The organism is Bacillus carboniphilus (assembly GCF_039522365.1).
In the GTDB taxonomy this organism is placed as follows: domain Bacteria; phylum Bacillota; class Bacilli; order Bacillales; family JC228; genus Bacillus_BF; species Bacillus_BF carboniphilus.
Map to the genome: position 1 here is coordinate 51635 of NZ_BAAADJ010000014.1, position 21352 is coordinate 72986.

22 protein-coding genes and 1 riboswitch are annotated in these 21352 nt (G+C 37.2%); of the genes, 16 read left to right on the forward strand and 6 right to left on the reverse strand.

Translation table 11 applies throughout. The annotated features are described in order from the left end of the window. Nucleotides 1-90: 90 nt before the first annotated feature. From ABDZ91_RS06845 to ABDZ91_RS06860, 4 genes are all read left to right on the forward strand, one after another. Nucleotides 91-1044: an NAD(P)/FAD-dependent oxidoreductase gene (locus ABDZ91_RS06845; RefSeq protein WP_343797522.1), complete on the forward strand. Its 954-nt coding sequence runs from the start codon at nt 91-93 to the stop codon at nt 1042-1044. A 66-nt stretch (nt 1045-1110) separates the two neighbouring features. Continuing rightward, nucleotides 1111-2571, forward strand: coding sequence for a potassium/proton antiporter (locus ABDZ91_RS06850; protein WP_343797524.1), 1461 nt, complete (start codon nt 1111-1113; stop codon nt 2569-2571). Between the two features lie 62 nt (nt 2572-2633). Continuing rightward, nucleotides 2634-3161: a peptide-methionine (S)-S-oxide reductase MsrA gene (gene msrA, locus ABDZ91_RS06855; protein ID WP_343797526.1), complete on the forward strand. Its 528-nt coding sequence runs from the start codon at nt 2634-2636 to the stop codon at nt 3159-3161. Between the two features lie 84 nt (nt 3162-3245). Next, nucleotides 3246-3488, forward strand: coding sequence for a spore coat protein (locus ABDZ91_RS06860; RefSeq protein WP_343797528.1), 243 nt, complete (start codon nt 3246-3248; stop codon nt 3486-3488). 52 nt (nt 3489-3540) lie between these two features. On the opposite strand, the gene ABDZ91_RS06865 is transcribed toward ABDZ91_RS06860, so the two are convergent. Further along, nucleotides 3541-4254, reverse strand: a complete 714-nt coding sequence (locus ABDZ91_RS06865; protein ID WP_343797529.1) for a DUF421 domain-containing protein — start codon at nt 4252-4254, stop codon at nt 3541-3543. A 274-nt stretch (nt 4255-4528) separates the two neighbouring features. Here ABDZ91_RS06865 and helD point away from each other — a divergent pair, with 274 nt between their 5' ends. From helD to ABDZ91_RS06900, 7 genes are all read left to right on the forward strand, one after another. Continuing rightward, entirely contained in the window at nt 4529-6856 is a 2328-nt protein-coding gene (gene helD, locus ABDZ91_RS06870; RefSeq protein ID WP_343797530.1) for an RNA polymerase recycling motor HelD, read from the forward strand. A gap of 127 nt (nt 6857-6983) precedes the next feature. Then, on the forward strand, nt 6984-8138 hold the full coding sequence (locus tag ABDZ91_RS06875; protein ID WP_343797532.1) for a MalY/PatB family protein: 1155 nt from the start codon (nt 6984-6986) through the stop codon (nt 8136-8138). A gap of 90 nt (nt 8139-8228) precedes the next feature. Beyond that, a complete protein-coding gene (locus ABDZ91_RS06880) occupies nt 8229-9167 on the forward strand; it encodes an ABC transporter ATP-binding protein (protein WP_343797534.1) in 939 nt (312 codons plus the stop codon). Next, nucleotides 9164-9934 (forward strand): ABC transporter permease, encoded by a 771-nt coding sequence (locus ABDZ91_RS06885; RefSeq protein ID WP_343797536.1) that lies wholly within the window; start codon nt 9164-9166, stop codon nt 9932-9934. The genes ABDZ91_RS06880 and ABDZ91_RS06885 overlap by 4 nt, the downstream gene beginning before the upstream one ends. Before the next feature lie 20 nt (nt 9935-9954). Next, on the forward strand, nt 9955-10878 hold the full coding sequence (locus tag ABDZ91_RS06890) for a hypothetical protein (RefSeq protein WP_343797538.1): 924 nt from the start codon (nt 9955-9957) through the stop codon (nt 10876-10878). A gap of 22 nt (nt 10879-10900) precedes the next feature. Further along, nucleotides 10901-11809, forward strand: coding sequence for a TIGR01777 family oxidoreductase (locus ABDZ91_RS06895; protein ID WP_343797540.1), 909 nt, complete (start codon nt 10901-10903; stop codon nt 11807-11809). Between the two features lie 95 nt (nt 11810-11904). Beyond that, complete coding sequence (locus tag ABDZ91_RS06900; protein WP_343797542.1) at nt 11905-12333, forward strand: hypothetical protein; 429 nt, start codon at nt 11905-11907, stop codon at nt 12331-12333. 16 nt (nt 12334-12349) lie between these two features. On the opposite strand, the gene ABDZ91_RS06905 is transcribed toward ABDZ91_RS06900, so the two are convergent. Next, the gene (locus tag ABDZ91_RS06905) at nt 12350-12796 is read right to left on the reverse strand and encodes an OsmC family protein (protein WP_343797543.1); all 447 of its coding nucleotides are present in this window, start codon (nt 12794-12796) and stop codon (nt 12350-12352) included. Between the two features lie 165 nt (nt 12797-12961). Here ABDZ91_RS06905 and ABDZ91_RS06910 point away from each other — a divergent pair, with 165 nt between their 5' ends. From ABDZ91_RS06910 to ABDZ91_RS06925, 4 genes are all read left to right on the forward strand, one after another. Beyond that, nucleotides 12962-14071 (forward strand): AI-2E family transporter, encoded by a 1110-nt coding sequence (locus tag ABDZ91_RS06910; RefSeq protein WP_343797545.1) that lies wholly within the window; start codon nt 12962-12964, stop codon nt 14069-14071. 123 nt (nt 14072-14194) lie between these two features. Beyond that, a riboswitch (cobalamin riboswitch) is annotated at nt 14195-14381 on the forward strand. Nucleotides 14382-14572: 191 nt separating this feature from the next. After that, nucleotides 14573-15583 carry an ABC transporter substrate-binding protein gene (locus ABDZ91_RS06915; protein WP_343797547.1) on the forward strand — a complete coding sequence of 337 codons (1011 nt, stop codon included), beginning with the start codon at nt 14573-14575 and terminating at the stop codon, nt 15581-15583. Beyond that, nucleotides 15567-16616, forward strand: a complete 1050-nt coding sequence (locus tag ABDZ91_RS06920) for a FecCD family ABC transporter permease (protein ID WP_343797548.1) — start codon at nt 15567-15569, stop codon at nt 16614-16616. Before ABDZ91_RS06915 ends, ABDZ91_RS06920 begins: the two co-directional genes overlap by 17 nt. Continuing rightward, entirely contained in the window at nt 16600-18081 is a 1482-nt protein-coding gene (locus ABDZ91_RS06925) for an adenosylcobinamide amidohydrolase (protein ID WP_343797550.1), read from the forward strand. The genes ABDZ91_RS06920 and ABDZ91_RS06925 overlap by 17 nt, the downstream gene beginning before the upstream one ends. Here ABDZ91_RS06925 and ABDZ91_RS06930 read toward each other — a convergent pair. From ABDZ91_RS06930 to ABDZ91_RS06945, 4 genes are all read right to left on the reverse strand, one after another. After that, nucleotides 18078-18686, reverse strand: a complete 609-nt coding sequence (locus tag ABDZ91_RS06930; RefSeq protein WP_343797552.1) for a hypothetical protein — start codon at nt 18684-18686, stop codon at nt 18078-18080. The genes ABDZ91_RS06925 and ABDZ91_RS06930 overlap by 4 nt on opposite strands. Nucleotides 18687-18852: 166 nt before the next feature. Next, nucleotides 18853-19179, reverse strand: a complete 327-nt coding sequence (locus tag ABDZ91_RS06935) for a thioredoxin family protein (RefSeq protein ID WP_343797748.1) — start codon at nt 19177-19179, stop codon at nt 18853-18855. A gap of 138 nt (nt 19180-19317) precedes the next feature. After that, nucleotides 19318-19554 (reverse strand): XRE family transcriptional regulator, encoded by a 237-nt coding sequence (locus ABDZ91_RS06940; RefSeq protein WP_343797554.1) that lies wholly within the window; start codon nt 19552-19554, stop codon nt 19318-19320. Nucleotides 19555-19739: 185 nt separating this feature from the next. Continuing rightward, entirely contained in the window at nt 19740-20951 is a 1212-nt protein-coding gene (locus tag ABDZ91_RS06945) for a NupC/NupG family nucleoside CNT transporter (protein ID WP_343797555.1), read from the reverse strand. A 154-nt stretch (nt 20952-21105) separates the two neighbouring features. Here ABDZ91_RS06945 and ABDZ91_RS06950 point away from each other — a divergent pair, with 154 nt between their 5' ends. Next, nucleotides 21106-21345 (forward strand): YueH family protein, encoded by a 240-nt coding sequence (locus ABDZ91_RS06950; RefSeq protein ID WP_343797556.1) that lies wholly within the window; start codon nt 21106-21108, stop codon nt 21343-21345. The last annotated feature ends 7 nt before the right edge of the window (nt 21346-21352 follow it).

The window sequence follows — 21352 nt, forward strand, 5'->3', positions numbered from 1 at the left end:
TCTTTTTTTACGATTTTCCCAACAGAATTTAACGAATCGATTCCCTACTGATTTTCAAACAATATTTTTCCTCTAAATAGAGAAGGATAAATGAAGAGAAACTTATCCAAGAGAGGAGAATGCTTAGTGAACTATGATTGCATCATTATTGGTGGGGGAATTGCAGGACTACAGGCAGCTATTCAATTAGGAAGATACCGTCATCATATTTTAGTTATTGACTCGAACAACGGTAGATCTAACCTTTGTCGAGCTTACCATAATATATTAGGTTGGCCAGATGGCGTAAGTGGAGAGCAGCTACGAGAACTAGGAAAAAAGCAGGCTTTACATTTAGGTATTCATTTTATGGAGGATAAAATTACAGAAATCCGAAGGCAAGGAGAAGGCTTTTATTTACTCTCTGAGTCAGGAAAAGAGTTGAAAACTTCACATATACTCATAGCAACCGGAATTATAGATCGTATCCCAGACTTTCCTGAGATCTATCCTTGCTTAGGAATCTCTGTTTATGTATGTCCTGATTGTGATGGTTATGAAGTTTTACAACAACCGACTATTGTGATTGGTGCAGGAGATGTAGGGGCCAATATGGCGCTAACTCTTTATTATTGGACACAATCAATCGTCTACGTTAATCATGAACAAACAAAGATTAACCCCGAAATTCTAAAAAAATTAAACGAAAAACGTATTGAAGTTAGAGAACAAGAAATACAACAAATATATGCGGATGGCTCTCAATTCAAAGGCGTAAAACTAGCAGATGGACAAAAGATTCTTGCTGAAAAAGGGTTCATCGCTTTAGGAGGAAATCAAGTTAAATCAGAGTTGGCTACCCAAATAGGGGTTGAGGTAATGGAAAATAATCATATTGTCGTAGACTCTCGAACTAAAATGACCAACGTACCTAATGTATGGGCAGCAGGAGATGTAGTGGCTCACTCCGAACAAGTTACAATTGCTATGGGGGACGGATCCCAAGCAGCTATTTGGATTCACAAGAGCCTGTTAGAAACAATTAGAAAAGGACAGGCTAATTAGTTTTCGTTCATACAGAAATGCCGTATAATTATAAGTAGGATATTTAAAATAGATTGGGGGAGACATATGGAAATACACGGAGATTCCGCTATTCTTTTATTCTCAATTTTGTTAATTGTCGGTGTTTTCACCACTAAATTTTCCTCAAAGCTTGGCCTTCCTGCGCTTGTTTTCTTTATTGCTGTTGGTATGATTTTAAATCAGTTTCTTTATTATGATAATGCAGAGTTAACGCAATTTTTTGGGATATTTGCTCTTATTATTATCTTATTTGAAGGTGGACTCCAAACGAAATGGGGCAATGTGCGGCGAGTACTCGGTCCTTCTTTAGCTCTTGCCACTGTTGGAGTGTTTGTTACGACTGTAGCAGTTGGTGCAGCTGCTAAATTTATTTTAGATATTAGCTGGTTAGAAGGGATGCTTTTTGGAGCTATTGTAGGGTCAACTGATGCAGCTGCTGTATTTGCTGTTATAGGTAATCACAATGTTAGACGAAAGTTATCATCTACATTAGAGGTTGAGTCAGGAACGAATGACCCTATGGCAATCTTTCTTACAGTTGGCTTTATATCGTTAATACAGGTGCCAGAGGCTAGTTTACTATCCATGCTGGGTAACTTTATATGGCAAATGGGAATTGGAGTGCTTCTCGGTTTTGGAATTGGTAAAGTATCCGTTAGAGTTATTAACTCTATTAACTTGGATTCATCAGGTTTATATCCTGTATTATCACTAGCTTTTGCAATCCTAGCGTATGCATTTACCACCTTGGTAGGGGCAAGTGGGTTACTAGCCGTTTACATAGCCGCTATGATTATGGGGAATGCAGATCTAACCTACCGTCATTCAATCGTCCGTTTTAATGAGGGCTTTGCATGGATGATGCAAATTTTAATGTTTATTTTACTGGGCCTTCTTGTTTTTCCAAATCAATTACTTCATATTGTCTGGCAGGGATTATTATTGTCAGCGATCTTAATGGTTATTGCGAGGCCGCTGGGTGTGTTTATTAGTTTACTTGGAGCTAAATTCACGAATAAAGAGAAGGTGTTTCTTTCTTGGGCAGGACTAAAGGGAGCCGTTCCTATTGTGCTAGCCACATACCCAATGCTTGCAGGAATTGAAAACAGTCAAACTTTGTTTAATGTGGTCTTTTTCGTCGTCCTTACATCTGCTCTCATTCAAGGTGGTACCATACCATTAATGGCTCAGAAGTTAGGATTAGTTGGTAAAGAGAAACCGAGTTCATCTTATAGCCTTGAACTCGTATCCATTGGAAAGACAAATAGTGAAATTATAGAGGTCATCATTCCCGAACATTCGGTCATTGCTCATAAACAGTTAAAGGATGTAGAGCCTACGAATGACCTTCTGATCGTTGCTGTTATCAGAAATGATCAGATTTTAACACCAAGAGGGAATACAACAATCCTGCCAGGAGATATCTTGTACATTTTAGTTTCGAAAAAGAAAAGAAATGAAGTTAAAAACTATTTGTTAAAGCAAGAAGAAGTACTTGAAATGTAAAAGGTTTTGTCTTAACTTTAAAGAAATAATTTAATAGATAAAAGCAGAGGAGAACAGTACAGATGAGTGAGCGTTTAGAACTAGCAACATTTGCAGGTGGTTGTTTCTGGTGTATGGTCCAACCTTTCGATGAACTACCTGGCATTATTAAAGTAGAGTCTGGATATTCTGGTGGCCACATTGAAAACCCTACTTATGAGGATGTAAAGTCCCAAAAATCCGGTCATTATGAAGTTGTTCAGATCACATTCAACCCAGAGATTTTTGAGTACCAAAAACTATTAGATTTGTATTGGCCACAAATAGACCCAACTGATGATGGTGGTCAGTTTCATGACCGTGGGGATTCATATCGAGCAGCAATCTTTTATCATACAGAAGAGCAAAGAATCTTAGCTGAAGCTTCTAAACAAGCCATCATTGATAGTGGACGCTTCAAAAAACCAATCGTTACACAGATTCTTCCTGCAGCTCCCTTCTATCGTGCTGAAGAATATCATCAAGATTTTTATAAAAAGAAACCATCTGAATATAAAGAAGATCGAGTAAAATCGGGTCGAGACGAATTTATACAAGCTAATTGGAAGTAGTTTCCCCATTTTCAGGTCAGTTGCCTAGGGCATTTCCAAATTTTTTGCATATTTAATAGTGAGAATGCAAAGAGGAGGATTAGGATGAATCAAATGCCTATTCAACACCCTGTTAACATGAGACAAAACGAGAGAATTATCGGCTTCGGGTTTGGAAGACCATGGGGCTTTGGCTTTGGTAGAAGACCTTTCTTTGGTGGTTTTCCGTTCTTAGGTGGTTTTGCGGGTGGTTTACTAGCAGGTGCATTACTTGCTCCGCGCCCATATTATTACCCATATTACGCATACCCATATTACGCGTATCCACCATTTCCGTATTATTATTAAAAACGAAAAGGAAAACCTACGAGTAATCTCGTAGGTTTTTTGCTTGCAAATATCACTTAACAGTAGGTTTTATGAAAACCTTAACACTGTCATTTTCATCTAATGTTGCCAGTAAGATCTCCTCAGGGGATACCTTAAACTGTGTATATAAGGAATGTCTTAACCACTGAATATCCTTTCCCAAGATATTTAACTCATGAATGTCAACCGTTCCTTCTTTTATGATGGGTCTTGGGAAGTTGAAAGGTTTTGGTGTGATGTGGAGGTCTTGCCTTGTTGCCTGTTCAAATTGAGGGTATACAAAAACTGATATCGTCCCCCCGGGTTCCCATAATGCTAAAGCCACCTTTTTGGCATCATCCACTTTTTCCTTTCGAAGCTCCACTAGCAGTAGGTCAATCGTAATCCTTGCCTTATTTAAATTTTGGAAGATAATTTCTCCATTTTTGATAAGAGGCATGGGCGATGGATTAAAGTAGTGGCGAATTTTTGGGTTTTTTAAAATAGCTAGTAGAAGAGTTACATACAATAAAGCAACTGCCACTACTGTTATAAAAGACCCTTTCAATCCTAGTTCACTATCAGAAAGCGGATGGGCTAAAATATTTCCTAATAGCATGACAACTACAAAATCTAATAGTCTTAGCTGTGAAATAGACCTTTGCCCCATTAACTTTACAACAAAAAGTAAAATGAAAAATCCAATTACTGCTCGAAAAAACCACTGTAAACTGGTTAATGATTCTTGGCTCACCCAAAATTCCAAATGTGTCACATCCCATTAAAGGCATCACTCATAGTATTTGGTGTTAATGGGAGAATATTCTTCATAACGAAAAGCTAGAAAATAAAAAAATGACATCAGTTACTGGTGTCATAAAAATATATGTATTTCATGTATTGTTCTAATAAAAGGAATGTGATATTATAAATCAGTGTGGGATTTATAATTGAATTTAAGTAAATTATCCCTAATATAACAATAACACAATAATTTTTGTTTGTCAAATACCTTAATAAAAAATTTAAGGAGTGGTTACGTGACAACTAATAACCAATGGAGTATTGAACAAAACAGGGTGGATACGATTAAAAAGGTCATTGAAAGTAAAAAGGCATCCCTTGAAAAAAATACAGGTCACATAAAAGGAGATATCCTTGAAATCCGAAAAAACTTTTGGAATGATGTTACGGTTAACCTTGACGAACCAGATGATGTGATAGAAACGTACGCGAGTATTAAACAGCAAAATGAATTATTATCAGAAAGAGAAAGAAGTCAAGGCCAAATACAAAAGCAGTTGAAAATATTAAATAGACTCCATGACTCTCCTTATTTTGGTCGGATTGATTTTCATGAAGATGATGAAGCGGAGGTAGACTCTATATATATCGGAATTGCATCACTTATGGATCAAAATAATGAGGATTTTCTCATTTATGATTGGAGAGCTCCGATTTCAAGTCTTTATTATGACTATGGTTTAGGTGCTGCTACATATAAAACACCTGGATATGGCGATATTACTGGAGAAATTAAACTGAAACGGCAATATATTATTAGGAATGGGCTGTTAAAGGGGATGTTTGATACCGGGGTTACAATCGGGGATGAACTCCTTCAGGAAGTACTAGGGAACAATGCGAATACCCAAATGAAAAGTATTGTAGCTACCATTCAAAGAGAACAAAACCAAATTATACGAAGTGAAGGGAAAAAGTATCTTGTTGTCCAAGGAGTTGCGGGAAGCGGGAAAACATCTGCAGCTCTTCAACGCGTTGCTTACTTACTTTATAGATATCGCAATACCCTGCAGGCTGAACAAATCATGCTTTTCTCTCCTAATACGATGTTTAACAGTTATGTTTCAACGGTCTTACCAGAGTTAGGTGAAGAAAACATGGAGCAAAGGACTTTGCAGCAATATATTGACCATCGCTTAGGAAAAAATTACAAAGTTGAAGACCCATATGGTCAAATGGAATATATTTTATCAGAGGATGAAGATACAGCTTACCAGATTAGAAAAGAAGGAATTCGCTTTAAAGCGAGTCTAGCTTTTAAAGATTTGTTAGACAAATTTGTGGATATCCTTTCCCGAGAAGGTATGGTGTTTAAAAATATTTCCTTCAGGGGTGAGGTTCTCATTAGTGCGGACTATATAAAAGAGAAGTTTTATTCCTTTGATCAGAGCTTCTCAATACCTAATCGCATCCATCTCTTATTTGACTGGTTAAAAAAAGAAATGAAAAAATTGGCAAAAATTGAAAGAAATAAGGATTGGGTTATCGAAGAGATGCAGCTATTAGATAAAGAAGACTATCTAGAAGCGTTTAAGAGGATTCAACAAAAGCAGAAGAACCGAAATTCAAGCTTTGACGATCATGAACAAGAGGAAAAAATGCTTGCTAAAGAGATTGTAAACAGGAAATTTAAACCCATTATGGCAAGAGTAAAAAGAATGGAGTTTATTGATCACTTAGCAATTTATAAACAGTTTTTCAATGAAACTAAATTCATGGAAAACACAACTATGAACTGGGAAAACATTTGTATTCAAACATTGGAATCCCTACAAAAAAAAGTGATAGCTTATGAAGACACAACCCCATTTCTCTATCTAATGGATCAGATTGAGGGGAGAAAATCTAACACATCAATTAGGCATATATTCATTGATGAAGCCCAGGACTACTCACCTTTTCAATTTGCTTATATAAAACAGCTTTTTCCACACAGTCAGATGACGATATTAGGGGACTATAATCAGGCTATTTATTCTCATACCCAGAATGCCCCTTCTATATTAACCAAGGAAATGTATGGTGAAGATGAGACGGAACACATTGTCTTGAGACGAAGTTACCGTTCAACTCGACCAATTGTCGAGTTTACTATGGAGTTAATGAAAGGCGGAGAGAAAATCGAACCATTTAACCGAGATGGTGCCCTTCCAACTATTCAAAAGGTTGAATCGGTCGAAGATTTACACATTCAACTCCTGGATCGATTAAACAAAATGGAAAGTAATGGTCATAAGACGATTGCTATTATCTGCAAGACAGCAAAAGAAAGTAAACGGTTGTTTGAGTCTATTAAAGAACAAGCTGATATCCGGCTTATACAAAAGGAAACTCTCTCATACGACAAAGGGATATTGATTATTCCTGCATATTTAGCAAAGGGGATAGAATTTGACGGTGTAATCTTATTCAATGTATCCAATGAGGTTTATAAAAGAGAAGATGAGCGGAAGCTACTGTATACTGCTTGCACAAGAGCGATGCATGAACTTCATTTACTTTCTTTAGGAGAAAAAAGTAAACTTTTAGACGACATACCTGAACATACGTATAAAATGATCTAAAAAAAGTGGACGATATTTTTGTCCACTTTTTTATATATCCAAAAATTCTTAAAGTTTGACTGCTATAAAGAAATAAGAATGATAGAATAGACTTGATATTATGGGGATGATGATTGGGGGAATATGGATGCAATTAGAACAGATTATAGATCGAAGAAAAACACATTCTGTAAAATGGTATCTACAAAATGAAGAAGTTATTCCATTATGTATTGCAGATATGGATTTTCAAGTTTCAGAGGAAATAAGATCTGCTATCTCCCAGAAGGCTTTACATGGGATATATGGCTACAGTACTTTTTGTGAAAGATACTTTGAGGCAATCAAATATTGGTGGGAAACACAACATCAATGGGTTCTACAAAAAGACTGGATTTCATTTAGTCCAGGAATTATTCCAGGGATGAATCTATTATTAAAGGTATTAACAGAACCGGGGGATCACGTCATTATTCAAGAACCGGTGTATTACCCTTTTTATAAGACCATCGAAACTCAAGGGTGTTTTGTAAAGGAAAACTCACTGCTTTATAAAAATGGGAGATATGAAATTGATTTTGATGATTTTGAAAAGAAGGCATCTCATCCCAAAGCCAAAGTTTTTATCCTTTGCAGTCCTCACAATCCAGTTGGACGAGTATGGACTACTGAGGAGTTAAAACGGTTGGGGGAAATTTGTGAACGGCATGAAGTAACGGTTGTATCCGACGAGATGCACTGTGATCTGACCTACAAAGGGTACAAGCACAAACCTTATGCAACCGTTGCTCCTTCTCATGTTTTGAATAGTATTACCTGTGCAGCACCAAGTAAGACGTTTAATATCGCTGGTATGCAAAGCTCGATTATTATTATTCCAAATCCTAGTGTGCGTGAAAAATATCAAAGAATGTTGGAGGGATATGGGTTAATGCGCCCGAATGCTTTCGCTATTGAAGCTACTATTGCAGCTTATTATAAGGGTTTACCTTGGCTCCAACAAGTGAGAGAGTATCTTGAAGATAATATGAGGTTTGTCGTTGAATATTTTCATGGAAATATCCCACAAATTAAACCTGTCATACCGGAGGCGACTCACCTGATTTGGCTGGATTGTCAGGAATTGGAAGTGCCGAATGAAAAACTTCACTCATTTTTCTTTGAAAATGCTTCTGTGCGATTAGATGAAGGTAGTAAATTTGGGAATGGTGGGAATGGTTTCGAACGAATTAACATTGCTTGCCCACGTGACATTTTAGAAACTGCCCTACAAAGAATTAATACGGCGGTCAAAAATTTATAATTGGGAATTGACTTCTCTAGGTTATACGTAACTGAAACCTTTTAGAAAAGACTTCGTATGAATAATAAATATTAGTAGAAGAGGTGTCATATGAGTCATTCAACCGTTCATCCTCTGGTTGTTAAAAATCTAACGAAAACAATCCAAGGTCGAGTTATCATAGACAATTTATCCTTTCAATTGGAAAGAGGTAAGATATATGGATTTCTTGGACCTAATGGTGCTGGAAAAACGACTACCATCCGTTTAATAGCTGGATTGATCACTCCTACCAAAGGGGACATATATATTGAAGGTCATCATGTCCAAAAGGATAAGCTAAAAGCTCTTTCCCATATTGGCGCGATTGTAGAGAACCCTGAGTTGTATACCTATCTGACTGGGAAGGAGAATCTCATTCATTTTGCAAGAATGAGCAAGACCTCCGTTTCAGAAGAGAGAATCCAGCAATTAACAAAATTTGTAGGACTTGAAGATGCCATCCACCATAAAGTGAAAACATATTCTTTAGGAATGAAGCAGAGGTTAGGGATTGCCCAAGCGTTATTACATAAGCCATCCGTGTTAATTTTAGATGAGCCATCTAACGGTTTAGACCCAGCGGGAATTCGACATTTACGAGACTACTTAAAAGATATCTCTAAAAAGGAAAATATATCAATTCTTGTATCTAGCCATATTCTACAAGAAGTTGAATTGATGAGTGACAAAGTCATTATTATTCAAAAAGGAAAATATGTGAATGAAATCAATGTTAAAGGTCAAAACAGTGCAGAGCTAGACACGAAAGTTGCCTTTACAGTTTCAGAAAATCAGCTATTACAAGCTTTAAAGATTGTTGAGAAGTACGGGAATGCAGAATCAGATAATAAAAGAGTGATAACAGGGTTCGTGCATTACAAAAAAATACCTGACATCATATTTGATTTGGCTAACGACGGTATAAAAGTTTATGAGTGTACACCTTTGAAGACTTCATTAGAGGACCAGTTCTTATTGCTTACGGAACAGAAAGAGGGAAGCCTATGATTTCATTACTTCAAAACGAATGGATGAAAGCCAGGAAGAAACACCGAGCAGGGGTATTCTTAATTGTAATGGGAGCTCTATTAGTAATTGCTGCCCTCCTTGTGTTGTTTTATAGTAACCGTTTTAATCTTCGGATTGGTGGTATGCAATATACAATCTATTCCGCATCTATCTACACAACTATTGTTTCTTTCTACTCTATTGTGATTGGGGCTAGTGTCTTAACCAGTGAGTACAATGAAGGTACAATCAAGCAATTGTTTATCCGTTCGCACTCTAGGACTTCCATTCTTTTATCTAAATATCTCATTGTCAACTTACTGGCTTTAACTCTGTACTTTATTCTAATCGGCTTTAATTTTTTTCTTGGATTGTTGTTTTTTCAATATGACCAAATTTTTAATGCCCTAACTAATAACATCATAAATGGTTTGTATCACTACCCCAATATTCTTTTTTATATTACATTAGCCTTTATGATTGGTGCTCTTACGAAAAGCATGGGGCTTGCCACTGGTCTTACGTTTTTAGCAAAATTTAGTAGTGGTCCTATTACCCTACTAGTGTCCATGTATGATTGGGGCAAGTATGTGATATTTCCACATTTATCTTTAAGCTCTTACAGTGATAACCGTATGATTAGTGGGGGGATGGATCCTTTTCTTTCAGACCTATCTTTAGGTTTCTCCCTCTTCATTATTGTAATTTATCTTTTGGTTTTGTTAATCCCATCGATACTAGTGACCGAGAAGCGGGATATCATATAAAACACATAAGGAGTGTTTTCATGAAGAAATTGTCTAATGAGAAATTTCAATTAGCTAAGAAGTTTATTAAAGAACAAGCGCGCCCAATTGATCAAGCTCTTTTTTCTTATGTTTTTGAAGATGAGAATAAAGAAAAGGTATTAGAAGAGCTGAAAAAGTTCCAGAACGAAGATGGGGGATTTGGTCATGCTATTGAACCTGATTTCCGCTTACAAATCTCATCTCCTATGGCTACTACTGTTGGTCTGCAGTATGCAAGAAGTGTGGGGGCTACTTCCCGAGAGAAAATAATAGAAGCTGCCATTACTTATTTACTAAATTCTTATAACCACCAAAGACAACGTTGGCAAGCTTTATCCAAAGAGGTTAATGAAGTGCCACATGCTCCTTGGTGGAGCTACAACGTTGAAACAGATGCTTGTGGGGTTGAGGAGACTTGGGCAAATCCTAGTGCTGAAATCGTGGGATATTTACACGATCATAAGTCATTGGTAAAAGAAAGCTTCTTAGAGGAAGTAACAAGCTTAGCTTTGGAGCAATTAAATCATCTGCCTGAATCCATCGAAATGCATGACTTTTTATGCTACCAGAGGTTAGTAGATTCATTACATGGTGAAGCCGAGAAAAAAGTGAAAACAAGATTGCGAGGCTCTACTCGTTTAACGGTTACATTAAATCCAGCAGAATGGTCTGGTTATAGTGTAAGGCCACTACAAATTGTTCATACACCGAATTCACCATTCTATGATTTATTAGAACATGAAGTGGAGCTCAATCTTCAATTCGAAATAGATACAATCGGAGAGGACGGAGCTTGGCGACCTAATTGGTCATGGTTTGGACAGTATGAAGAAGAATGGAAAAAAGCAGAAGTGGAATGGGCTGGTTATTTAACAGTTTCCAAATTGATCACACTAAAGAATTTTGATCGGATTGAACTGTAAAGAATAAGGAGAGGTGAAAGGTATGTCCTCTACGATTGTATTAGCAGGAGGCTCTGGGTTTCTAGGAGTGTCTTTTGCTAAATATTTGCAAAAGAAAGGCATTCGAGTTGTTATTTTAACTAGAGGAAATTCTAGGACTGATGAAGGAATAGAGTTTGTTCACTGGGATGGAAAAACTCTAGGTGATTGGGCACATAATTTAGACGGAGCCAAGTCGGTCATTAACTTCACTGGTAAGAGTGTCAATTGTATTTATACACAAAAGAATAAAGAGGAAATTTTATCTTCTCGCCTTGATTCAGTGGCTGTGATTGATCAAGCGATCCTTCAATGTACGATCCCGCCAGAGTCTCTCATTCAGGCTGGCTCTTTAGCTATTTATGGTAATACGGAAAAGGTATGCGATGAAGAGGCACCTTCTGGAGAAGGGTTTTCTGCGGATGTGTGTGTTCAGTGGGAAAATGCCTTTTTTAAACAAGACCTCCCTAACACAAGAAAGGTTTTATTTCGAATCGGCTTTGTTCTCGGGAAGGAAGAAGGCGCACTCGTGCCTCTGAAAAAACTTACAAAGTTTGGTTTAGGTGGAACAGTTGGTAGTGGAAGGCAGTATATCAGCTGGCTCCATGTCGACGATCTAAATGAATTGCTTTGGACTTCCATTCAATCTAAAAGTATGAAAGGAATTTATAATGCAACAGGTCCGACTCCTGTAACCAATAAAGTCTTCATGGAAACACTGCGAAAGGTCATGAATCGTCCATGGTCACCTCCCACTCCAGCGCCATTGGTAAAGGTAGGAGCCTATTTGTTCATGAAAACTGAACCGGAACTAGCATTGACGGGTAGGAACTGTATTCCTAAAAGACTTGAGGAAGAAGGATTTCAGTTTACTCATACTCATCTTGAAAAGACTCTACAGTTATTAGTCTGATTTTTTGGTGAAACGAATGAAAGCTTCAATACAACAAACCCTATAAAGGAATAGTTAAGGAAACCCACCATCTATTGCTAGGAGGGTCATGTTGTATGCTTTCATTTCGCGGAGATGCCCATAAGTTTTATGAAAAACTGAAGAAGAGCAAACGAAAGGATCCGAATTTCACTTCCAATCGTGAGTTATCTGAGATTCGAGAAATTCAAAGTTTTTATCTAGATATTGAAACAGTTGTCTTACAAGATATCTATTATAAGATGATAAAAGAGAAAAGCGGGACAGGTATTATCCCTATTTTTGTTTCAGCAGGACCATGGCTCCTTTTTATCTTTTCAAAGCAGCTACAATCTATTTTATTTAAGAATGGTAGCTATTTATGGCTTTTGTTTGTTCTCGCATATTTGATTACTCTGGTATTCAGTGTCATTCTTCACTTTCATGAAAAAGCATGGGCGGCTCTACATATCGGTATTATCCAAGATATTCTGAAAGATCGGAAAGAGAAGAAAGAGAAAGGGTAGTCACAGTCCCTTTCTCTTATCCTCGTGTAACCGTTTCTTTTAATACAATTTCGACATTACCTTGTATCGCTCGTGAAATCATGCAAGACTTTTCGGCTTTGATAGCTAACTTGTGAGCGAGCTTAAGATCGGCATCTGTTGCATCTTCTTTGAGAGTAATAATCGGCTTATGAATAATTTTCTTATAGGTAATGACTCCTTTTGTTACGTCAACAATACCTACAGACTCCATCTTTAAATCATTCTTTTCTAATTTACTCCGTTCCATCATTGCGGCAAGTGTAATAATATAACAGGTTGCTGCAGCTCCTAATAACATTTCATCAGGGTTCGTCCCGATACCAGGGCCATCCATTTCTGGTGGAATAGAGACTTTTGTTTTTAAGTTACCTGATTCTATCTCGCCGATGTCATTTCTTAATCCTGGCCAATGTGCTTGTAACGTAAAGTGATGCTCTGCCATTATAACGAATCTCCCATCTGTTTGTTTTACTAACTAAAATGTAGTTGATAATAATAACGAATTCAAACAATTAGAATGTATTATTTACAAATCTTTTATTTTCCAAGTACCCAAAAAAGGGTATATTGGAAATAGATAGAGATTTATAGAGGAGGAACTAGTTTAGTGTTTAAGTCGAAGGTTCATTTTTGGACGTTACAAATCCTTCTTATGGTTGCGATTATTTACATATCTACAAAGATTGCATTTATATTTCAACCGGTAGGAGTGTTTATTTCAACATTATTTTTTCCTATTTTAATTTCTGGGTTCCTATATTATTTGTTAAACCCACTCGTAAAGAAATTACAAAGCTTTAAGATTCCAAGAACTATTTCCATTATCATCGTTTATGCGATTATTATTGGTCTAATTTCCTTGTTGTTAAGTTACTTCATACCAGCTGTTACAAAACAGTTCAAGGATTTAGCTGATAATTTACCGACGTATGCCAATCAATCCGTGGAGTTCTTCGAGGAGATGTCCGATTCACCGCAATTCAAGTGGGTTATGACTCAAGAGTACGTTACATTAGAAGATATTGAGCAGAAGTTAGTAGAGTTTGCTAACAGCTTACCAAATAAACTAACAAATAGTCTTGCTTCCATTATTGGATGGGTTACCAGTGTAACAATAACCATTGTGACGGTTCCGTTTCTTTTATTCTATATGTTTAAAGATGGGCATAAATTTGGAGAAAACTTGATTAAATTTCTACCATCATCGTACAGAAGTGCAGGGTTAAAGACATTGAAAGAGACGAATAAAACCTTAGCATCTTATATCCAAGGGCAGGTTCTTGTTGCCTTATTTGTAGGAACCTTATCCTTTATCGGTTATTTAATCATAGACCTTCCGTATGCACTCATTTTAGCTGTGGTTGTGGTCTTTACAAATATCATTCCATATATTGGACCTATCTTAGGTGGAGCACCTGCCCTGATTATTGGCTTATTCGAGTCTCCTATGAAGGCAATTTTAGTTGTGATTGTGATTACAGTTGCCCAACAATTAGAAGGTAATGTATTATCTCCACTAATCCTTGGAAAACAACTAAAAATCCATCCGGCTACTATTATTATTCTATTACTAGTGGCAGGTAACTTAGCAGGTATCCTTGGAATGATTTTAGCGATTCCAACATATGCTGTGGCCAAAACGGTTGTTGTGAATTTAGCCAATTTCTTAAGGGAACGGCGAAGAATTTTGGAAGAACAAACGTTGGAAGTTGAATGATTCATGGTACCCTTTAAAGGGTACCTTTTTATATAGCTTGTGACATTCCTTGTACTAAGAAGGTTATAAGAAAGACTATACAAAATTTTCATTCTATGTATATAATGATTTCTGTAAACAATTACATATGTAGTAGATATAGGTGCTTATCCGTCTGGATGAGCTTAAAAGGGAAGTTGGTGAAATTCCAACGCGGTCCCGCCACTGTAAATGGGAGCGACTTACAAAATGTCACTGTACTTGTCTGTATGGGAAGACGTAGGGAGCTATGACCATGAGCCAGGAGACCTGCCTATGTTTTTACACCATGTAACCTACGAGGATAGGGAGGTGTTTGAGGATCGATTTAAATCCATGTTTCACATGCGGCGACTTCTCATACACATCCAGCATCTCCAAGGGGGATGCTTTTTTATTTGGGCAATAGCGGATTCTCTGTCCGCAAAGAGCACCATGCCTCAAAAAAACATCAAACGTCTTACAAAAAAGGAGATACTAGAAATGAAAAAGTTTCTACAGTTGTTTGCAGTTCTAATCATGGTAATGCTTTTATCTGTTGCGTGTTCCGATGATTCTCAAAAAGAGGGACCAACACCGAAAGATGCAGAACAAAGCCAGTCGGAGCAAGAAGCGAATGGACAAGAACCATCTGATGAATATACCCCTGGATTCCCTGTAACTTTTACAGATGCGCTTGGAACGGAGATTACCCTAGATGCCAAACCAGAGAAAATTGTTTCGTTAATTCCAAGTAATACTGAAATAGCTTATGCATTAGGAGCGGGTGAACAGGTAATAGGCGTTTCAGATTTTGATAATTATCCAGAAGAGGTCATGGAAAAGGAAAAAATCGGTGCAATGGAAATCAATCTTGAAAAAATAATTTCATTACAGCCTGATTTAGTTTTAGCCCATGCTTCAACGGCAGACAGTACATCTGAAGGTCTGCAACAACTAAGAGATGCAGGTGCACATGTTGTTATTGTCAATAATGCAACGTCATTCGAAGATGTTTATACCTCTATTGAAATGATTGGAATAGCCACTGGATACAGTGAAAAGGCAAGTGAAATAGTTAACTCTATGAAACAAGAAGTAGCCCTAATTAAAGAGAAAGCAACTTCTATAACAGCAGAAAATAGAAAGAAGGTTTTTGTTGAAGTTGGTGCAGAGCCAGAGATTTATACAACCGGAACAGGAACCTTTATGCATGAAATGTTAGAAGCAATTGGTGCAGAAAATGTAGCCGCAGATGTTGCAGGCTGGCAGCCCATGACAGAAGAAGCTATTATCGAGAAAAATCCTGATGTCGTTGTTATCACATATGGTTACTACACACCAGATGCAGTTGAAACTGTTTTATCACGTGATGGGTGGGAACAAGTGACAGCGATTACCAATAAGCATGTTGTGGACGTACACTCTGATCTAGTAACTCGTTCAGGACCTCGTCTTATCGAAGGTGTAAAGGCATTGGCTAAGGCGGTTTATCCAGATGTTTATGGAGAATAAACCAAGTGCATATTCCTTGGCTATAGCATTCTTTGTCCTAACGATTCTGCTAGGTGTATCTTTAGGTTCAGTTTATGTTCCGATACCTACGATCTTAGAAGTGTTGGGTCATGCATGGTTTGGGATACCTGCCCAATTTGAACCCATGTATGAAAGTATCATTATCAATATTAGACTTCCGAGAGTTTTATTGGCAGGACTTGTTGGAGCGTCCCTTGCGATTGCAGGGGCCGCTTTTCAAGGTTTATTAAAAAACCCATTAGCGGATCCGTATACATTAGGGGTATCTTCAGGAGCTTCGTTGGGAGCCGTTCTTGTATTGTTTTTTGGAATTACCATTCCTGGTTTTTCAACGTTTACCTTACCGCTCGTTAGTATTATATTTGGATTTATTACAATCTTATCTGTCTTATTTTTTGCTAGAACGGTCAATCGAAATTTATCAGTTGAAACCATTATTTTAACAGGTATCATTTTTAGCTCCTTTCTAGGGTCTTTAATATCCTTACTGATTGCATTAACGGGAGATGAGTTGAGACAAATCATCGGTTGGTTACTTGGTAGTGTTTCAATGCGTGGATGGGAGTATATCAAACTTTTTCTTCCTTTCTTTGTGATAGGAACAGCCATTCTTTGGATGAATGAAAGGGAATTAAATGCTTTATCCTTTGGAGAGGAAAAAGCAAAGTACCTAGGAGTTAATGTAGCTAGGAGAAAACTTTTCATATTACTCGCTGGGGCTATGTTAACGGGAGCTGCTGTTGCTGTATCTGGTACCATTGGTTTTGTAGGATTAGTGGTTCCGCATTTTACAAGATTACTATGGGGTACCAATCATAAACACCTACTTCCTTTATCGATATTAACAGGTGCAAGTTTCTTAATTTTGGCAGATCTTGTTGCACGGACCATCATTACACCTAGCGAGCTTCCGATTGGAGTCATAACAGCCATTATCGGTGCCCCTATTTTTGGTTTACTTTTAATAAGGCAGCGTACAGAAAGAAGAGGTTCTTATGCTAAACGTTTATAATGTGGCATTTGCATATGATAAAAAACCAGTTGTTCAAGATATAAGTTTTTCAGTAAATGCTGGTGAATTTATTGGTATTCTTGGACCAAATGGCAGTGGAAAGACTACACTATTAAAGCTGATCAGTAAGGGCTTGCCTCTACATGCTGGAGAAGTACGAATCAATGATCAGTCTATTCATACGTACTCCTCTGTCGAGTTAGCTAAAGTGATGGCAGTCCTACCCCAGTCCACGGAAACTTCATTTTCATATTCTGTTAGAGAAACGATAGAATTGGGAAGATATCCATTTCAAAAAGGACTTTTTCCACAATGGTCTAAAGAGGATGAGGAAGCTGTTCGGCAAGCCATTCTAGCTACTAGTGTTGAGTCCTTCCAGGAAAAAGAACTCAATTCACTAAGTGGTGGTGAAAAACAGCGTGTTTTTCTTGCCCAAGCATTAGCGCAGGAACCTTCACTTTTTCTATTAGATGAGCCCACCAATCATCTAGATTTAGCTCACCAAAAAGGGTTAATGGACCTACTTAAAAAATGGTCTGTAGAGAAGAATTTGACTGTGCTATCGGTGTTTCATGATTTAAATTTAGCAAGTCTTTATTGTGACCGTCTGATTTTGATGGATCAGGGAGAAATTATTAGTTTGGGAACACCTTGGGAGGTTCTAGAGGAGCATAGAATTCAGCATGTGTACAAAACAAATATAAAAAAACAACCTCATACTAGTTTCCCAAGACCACAAGTTACCTTAATCCCAAATTATGAATTGGGGACAAATGTAAGGTTGTCCAGAGAGCATTTTATGTGTACGATGGAATCTGTTATTTACCAATCTCCTATTCCATTAAAGACCATATCTTCAGCCGTTTTTAATTCAGGAATGGGGTGGTACTCGACTTTTCTAAATCGAAAGGTAACACCTGATTACGATTGTGATGATAGTCAAAACGAAATGAGGGACTTCATTCAACAAAAGGGCTTGAACGTTACAGATACTGTAGCAATGATGACAGCTGTTCACATGGAAGATGTCGTAATTAAAGAGTGGAACGATAAGGGTGAGGATTTTTCATTCCTTGTTATGGTCACTGCCGGGGTTGGGAATGCAATTGACGTTTCCCGGAGTTATCAAAATGACCGAAAAGAAATCCCAGGTACCATAAATGTTTGGGTTTTAGTAAATGGTGATTTAGCTGAGGAAGCCTTTGTACAGGCGATTATGACAGCTACAGAAGCCAAATCAAAGGCTCTATTTGATTTAGAAATTCATGACTCTTTTTCTAAAACACAAGCAACTGGAACACCAACCGATAGTATGTTAATTGCCTCTACTCAAAAGGGAACCCCTTTAGCATATGCCGGTCCTGTTACTTCACTCGGAAAAGGAATAGGAAAGACTGTGTATGATGCGACGAGGGAAGCAATCGAGAAGTATATAAAAAGAAAAGAACATGGAAATCCAATCTAGGAATCCATGCTTTTTTTATATTTTAATATATGCTGATTTATTTTCATCTCAAACTCTTGTGGTTCATCTACTCTAATAACAATTCGTTCAATCGGCTTTTTTATACCATATAAAAATACAGCAGGTATTGGTTCTTGTAGTAAGAGGTCAAATTGTGGTTTTTCCGGGGTGAAATCTATCACCATAGCTTCAAATAGGTGTGTTTTTTCCTTGTTAGGAATCTTCTCAGGTCCGTCATAGGGTTTAAAAGAACGAATGTTTGAATAAGGTACTCGAATGGATTTAGTAAGTCCTACCTGAAATAAAACGGATTCCTCATTTATAATAATAGGCTTTAATCGAATAGCTTGTATTTGAGCGATTAGGAAAATGACGGTATATACATTTAAGAGCAGCGCAATCCAGGATATGCTGGGACTAAATTTATGTATTAAATAATGCAACCCTACCGTTTCTAGTGCAATCGCATGAATCACCATGATATTTAAAGCGATGGTAGAAGTTTTCCTGTGGAGAGTATACGAATTTTCTAACTCGTTATTTGGCTTAGTTCTCCATTTACATAAGGCATAATACAATAGTGACTGTTCCTTGTTCCAATTCATACAATGAACACCCTTTACTCTTTTATACTTCCATTATCTCTAAAAGAAGAAACAGTGGATAGAGGCTATACAAAAATTCAAAGTGCCTTTAGGTCAAATTTCACATATTATACATATTTAGGTAATAAAAAAATCCCACCTACTTAGGCGGGACCGTTTAGATTATTTATACCGTTTGTAAAAACTCACGTACTTCTTCAGGAGATTTTGCATTCGCACTATGTAAATGAGCTAGCTTCTCTCCATTTTGATAAACGAGTAAGCTTGGAATTCCCATGACTTGATATTTCTCAGCAATTTCAGGGTAGTCGTCTTTGTTGATTTCATACCACTCGTACTGTGAGTATTCCTCTAAAATTTCACCTATAAACATGTCCATTCGCGTGCAATCCGGGCACCAGCCTGCGTAAAATTTAACGATAACTTTTTGATCTCCAGAGATGATCTGATTAAATTCTTCTGATGATTGAATGGGTTTCATAATTGTAAATATCTCCTTTCTATTTTAAACTAGCAAATTTATCTTACAATAGAGTTGTAATAGAGGGAAGTTATCTGTTTGGCGGTAGGTTTACTAAACAAAAAATAAAAGCCCGTCTTTAACATCAGACGAGCTTTTAAGAAGCATTATTTAATCCCATTGAATGGTGATTAGTTCACGGATGTCTTTTATTTCTAAAGCTTCCGCTATTAAAGAAAGTAATCGAGTATTGAGGGAGGTTCTTTGATTATTTTTAAGCTCACTAACACTAGCAGCACGAACATTTTCTCCTGTTTTCTGCTTGATTAGTTCAATGAGCTCTTTTTGTTTCATATTTCCCCGCATTTTTAATGCTTCATCTAAGGTGACTTTAATTGATACGGACATTTGATCTCCTCCTACCTCTATTTTAGTAGATTTCTCAATAATCGCAATTACGATATGGGAAAATATGAGCGTTAATTAATGTTAATTTTGTAGGTATTTTGGAAGGTTTCCAATGTAAGGGTTTAGATGGAGAAAAATAAAAAAAGGCGATCACGAGATGTGACCGCAAATGGTTTTTATAGAACTTAAGGAATGAACATTCCGGCAATTGCTCCACTTAAAAGTGAGGCCATGGCACCTGCAAGAATGGCTCGAACTCCCATTCTTGCTAAGTCGCCTCTGCGTTCTGGTGCTAAACTTCCCAGTCCACCTAAGATAATAGCAAGAGACGAGATATTAGCAAAACCACAAAGTGCAAAACTAATAACAGCAACGGTTTTGGACGATAGATTCGGAATTTCAGGTGCAAAGTTTGAGTACGCTACGAACTCATTAAGGATAAGCTTCTGTCCAATATAGTTGCCTGCTTGAATGGCCTCATCCCATGGAACCCCTATGATAAAAGCAACAGGAGAGAAAATATATCCTAATATCAGTTCAAGGGTCAAACCTTCAAAACCGAATAATAAACCAATGCCGGTTAAAAAGTAGTTTATCACGGCAATCAACGCAATGAATGCTAGTAACATAGCCCCTATATTTAATGCTAATTGTAACCCTACGCTTGCTCCTCTAGCTGCGGCATCGATAACGTTGGTAGACTCTCTGTCTATATCTATTTCTGTTTCCTTTGGTTCTGGATGGTCTGTAGTCTCTGGTACAAATATTTTAGCCATGATTAGTCCAGCCGGAGCTGCCATAAAACTTGCAGCAAGTAGATATTCCAATGGTACTCCTAAGAGTGAATAACCGATAAGAGTTGAACCAGCTACGGATGCTAACCCACCAGTCATAACAGCGAATAATTCAGAATTCGTCATTTTATTTAAAAATGGTGCTACTACGAGCGGTGCTTCCGTTTGACCCACAAAAATATTGGCTGCTGCAGACATGGATTCCGCTTTTCTTGTCCCTAACAATTTTGCTAAGCCACCGCCAAGAAACTTAATGAAGACTTGCATCACCTTTATGTAATATAAAACAGAAATTAAAGCAGAGAAAAAGATGACGACCGGAAGTATTTGAAATGCGAAGATCACGCCATTTTCCGGGATGATTGGTCCAAAGAGGAAGGAAATACCTTCACCAGCAGCTGCAACAATCTCATTCACTCGATTAGTGATCCAGTTGAGGGCCGCTCTACCAAGCTCCCATTTTAACGCAATAAATGCCAATAGAATTTGAATAATGAGCCCGCCTAAAACGGTTCGAAGCTTAATTTTTCGTTTAGCGTTTGAAAAAATATAAGCAATAAGTAGCAAAATGATGATGCCACCAATACCCCATATATATTGCATGTAAATCTCCTTTCTTCGTGGGTGCAATTTATCTCATTTCTTGGTAATCTTATGTTGTCCAAAGAAAGGGATTATATAAAAAAAATTAAGTAGCTATTTTCAAACTAAAACAGTCATTTAAGAGCATTTAATAATTTGGAGAGGAAGTAAAAAAATGAAAATTAGAAGAACTGTAATAGAAGAGAAGGAAAGTAAAGTATTTTTATACGAAAATCGAAAGGAATTTTTCTTTCTAGTAGCACTACCAGATTATCATTGGTCTGATATTGTTACGTATGAAGACAGTCATGGAGATATATTAGAAAGAATGAAGCAGCACTTTCCTATGAAATTACAACCAGATACGATAGAAAGTGTAGCAAGTCAAATCTACCAATGGACAAGGGAGATGTGACCATGGT

What these genes read in the sequence shown, in the direction of transcription:
- ABDZ91_RS06930 (WP_343797552.1), bottom strand. Translation starts at nt 18,686, where the DNA reads ATGAATTGGAACAAGGAACAGTCACTATTGTATTATGCCTTATGTAAA.
- ABDZ91_RS06875 (WP_343797532.1), top strand. Translation starts at nt 6,984, where the DNA reads ATGCAATTAGAACAGATTATAGATCGAAGAAAAACACATTCTGTAAAA.
- ABDZ91_RS06940 (WP_343797554.1), bottom strand. Translation starts at nt 19,554, where the DNA reads ATGTCCGTATCAATTAAAGTCACCTTAGATGAAGCATTAAAAATGCGG.
- ABDZ91_RS06860 (WP_343797528.1), top strand. Translation starts at nt 3,246, where the DNA reads ATGAATCAAATGCCTATTCAACACCCTGTTAACATGAGACAAAACGAG.
- ABDZ91_RS06915 (WP_343797547.1), top strand. Translation starts at nt 14,573, where the DNA reads ATGAAAAAGTTTCTACAGTTGTTTGCAGTTCTAATCATGGTAATGCTT.
- ABDZ91_RS06845 (WP_343797522.1), top strand. Translation starts at nt 91, where the DNA reads ATGAAGAGAAACTTATCCAAGAGAGGAGAATGCTTAGTGAACTATGAT.
- ABDZ91_RS06950 (WP_343797556.1), top strand. Translation starts at nt 21,106, where the DNA reads ATGAAAATTAGAAGAACTGTAATAGAAGAGAAGGAAAGTAAAGTATTT.
- ABDZ91_RS06880 (WP_343797534.1), top strand. Translation starts at nt 8,229, where the DNA reads ATGAGTCATTCAACCGTTCATCCTCTGGTTGTTAAAAATCTAACGAAA.
- ABDZ91_RS06850 (WP_343797524.1), top strand. Translation starts at nt 1,111, where the DNA reads ATGGAAATACACGGAGATTCCGCTATTCTTTTATTCTCAATTTTGTTA.
- ABDZ91_RS06945 (WP_343797555.1), bottom strand. Translation starts at nt 20,951, where the DNA reads ATGCAATATATATGGGGTATTGGTGGCATCATCATTTTGCTACTTATT.
- ABDZ91_RS06905 (WP_343797543.1), bottom strand. Translation starts at nt 12,796, where the DNA reads ATGGCAGAGCATCACTTTACGTTACAAGCACATTGGCCAGGATTAAGA.
- msrA (WP_343797526.1), top strand. Translation starts at nt 2,634, where the DNA reads ATGAGTGAGCGTTTAGAACTAGCAACATTTGCAGGTGGTTGTTTCTGG.
- ABDZ91_RS06900 (WP_343797542.1), top strand. Translation starts at nt 11,905, where the DNA reads ATGCTTTCATTTCGCGGAGATGCCCATAAGTTTTATGAAAAACTGAAG.
- ABDZ91_RS06895 (WP_343797540.1), top strand. Translation starts at nt 10,901, where the DNA reads ATGTCCTCTACGATTGTATTAGCAGGAGGCTCTGGGTTTCTAGGAGTG.
- ABDZ91_RS06925 (WP_343797550.1), top strand. Translation starts at nt 16,600, where the DNA reads ATGCTAAACGTTTATAATGTGGCATTTGCATATGATAAAAAACCAGTT.
- ABDZ91_RS06890 (WP_343797538.1), top strand. Translation starts at nt 9,955, where the DNA reads ATGAAGAAATTGTCTAATGAGAAATTTCAATTAGCTAAGAAGTTTATT.
- ABDZ91_RS06920 (WP_343797548.1), top strand. Translation starts at nt 15,567, where the DNA reads ATGTTTATGGAGAATAAACCAAGTGCATATTCCTTGGCTATAGCATTC.
- ABDZ91_RS06885 (WP_343797536.1), top strand. Translation starts at nt 9,164, where the DNA reads ATGATTTCATTACTTCAAAACGAATGGATGAAAGCCAGGAAGAAACAC.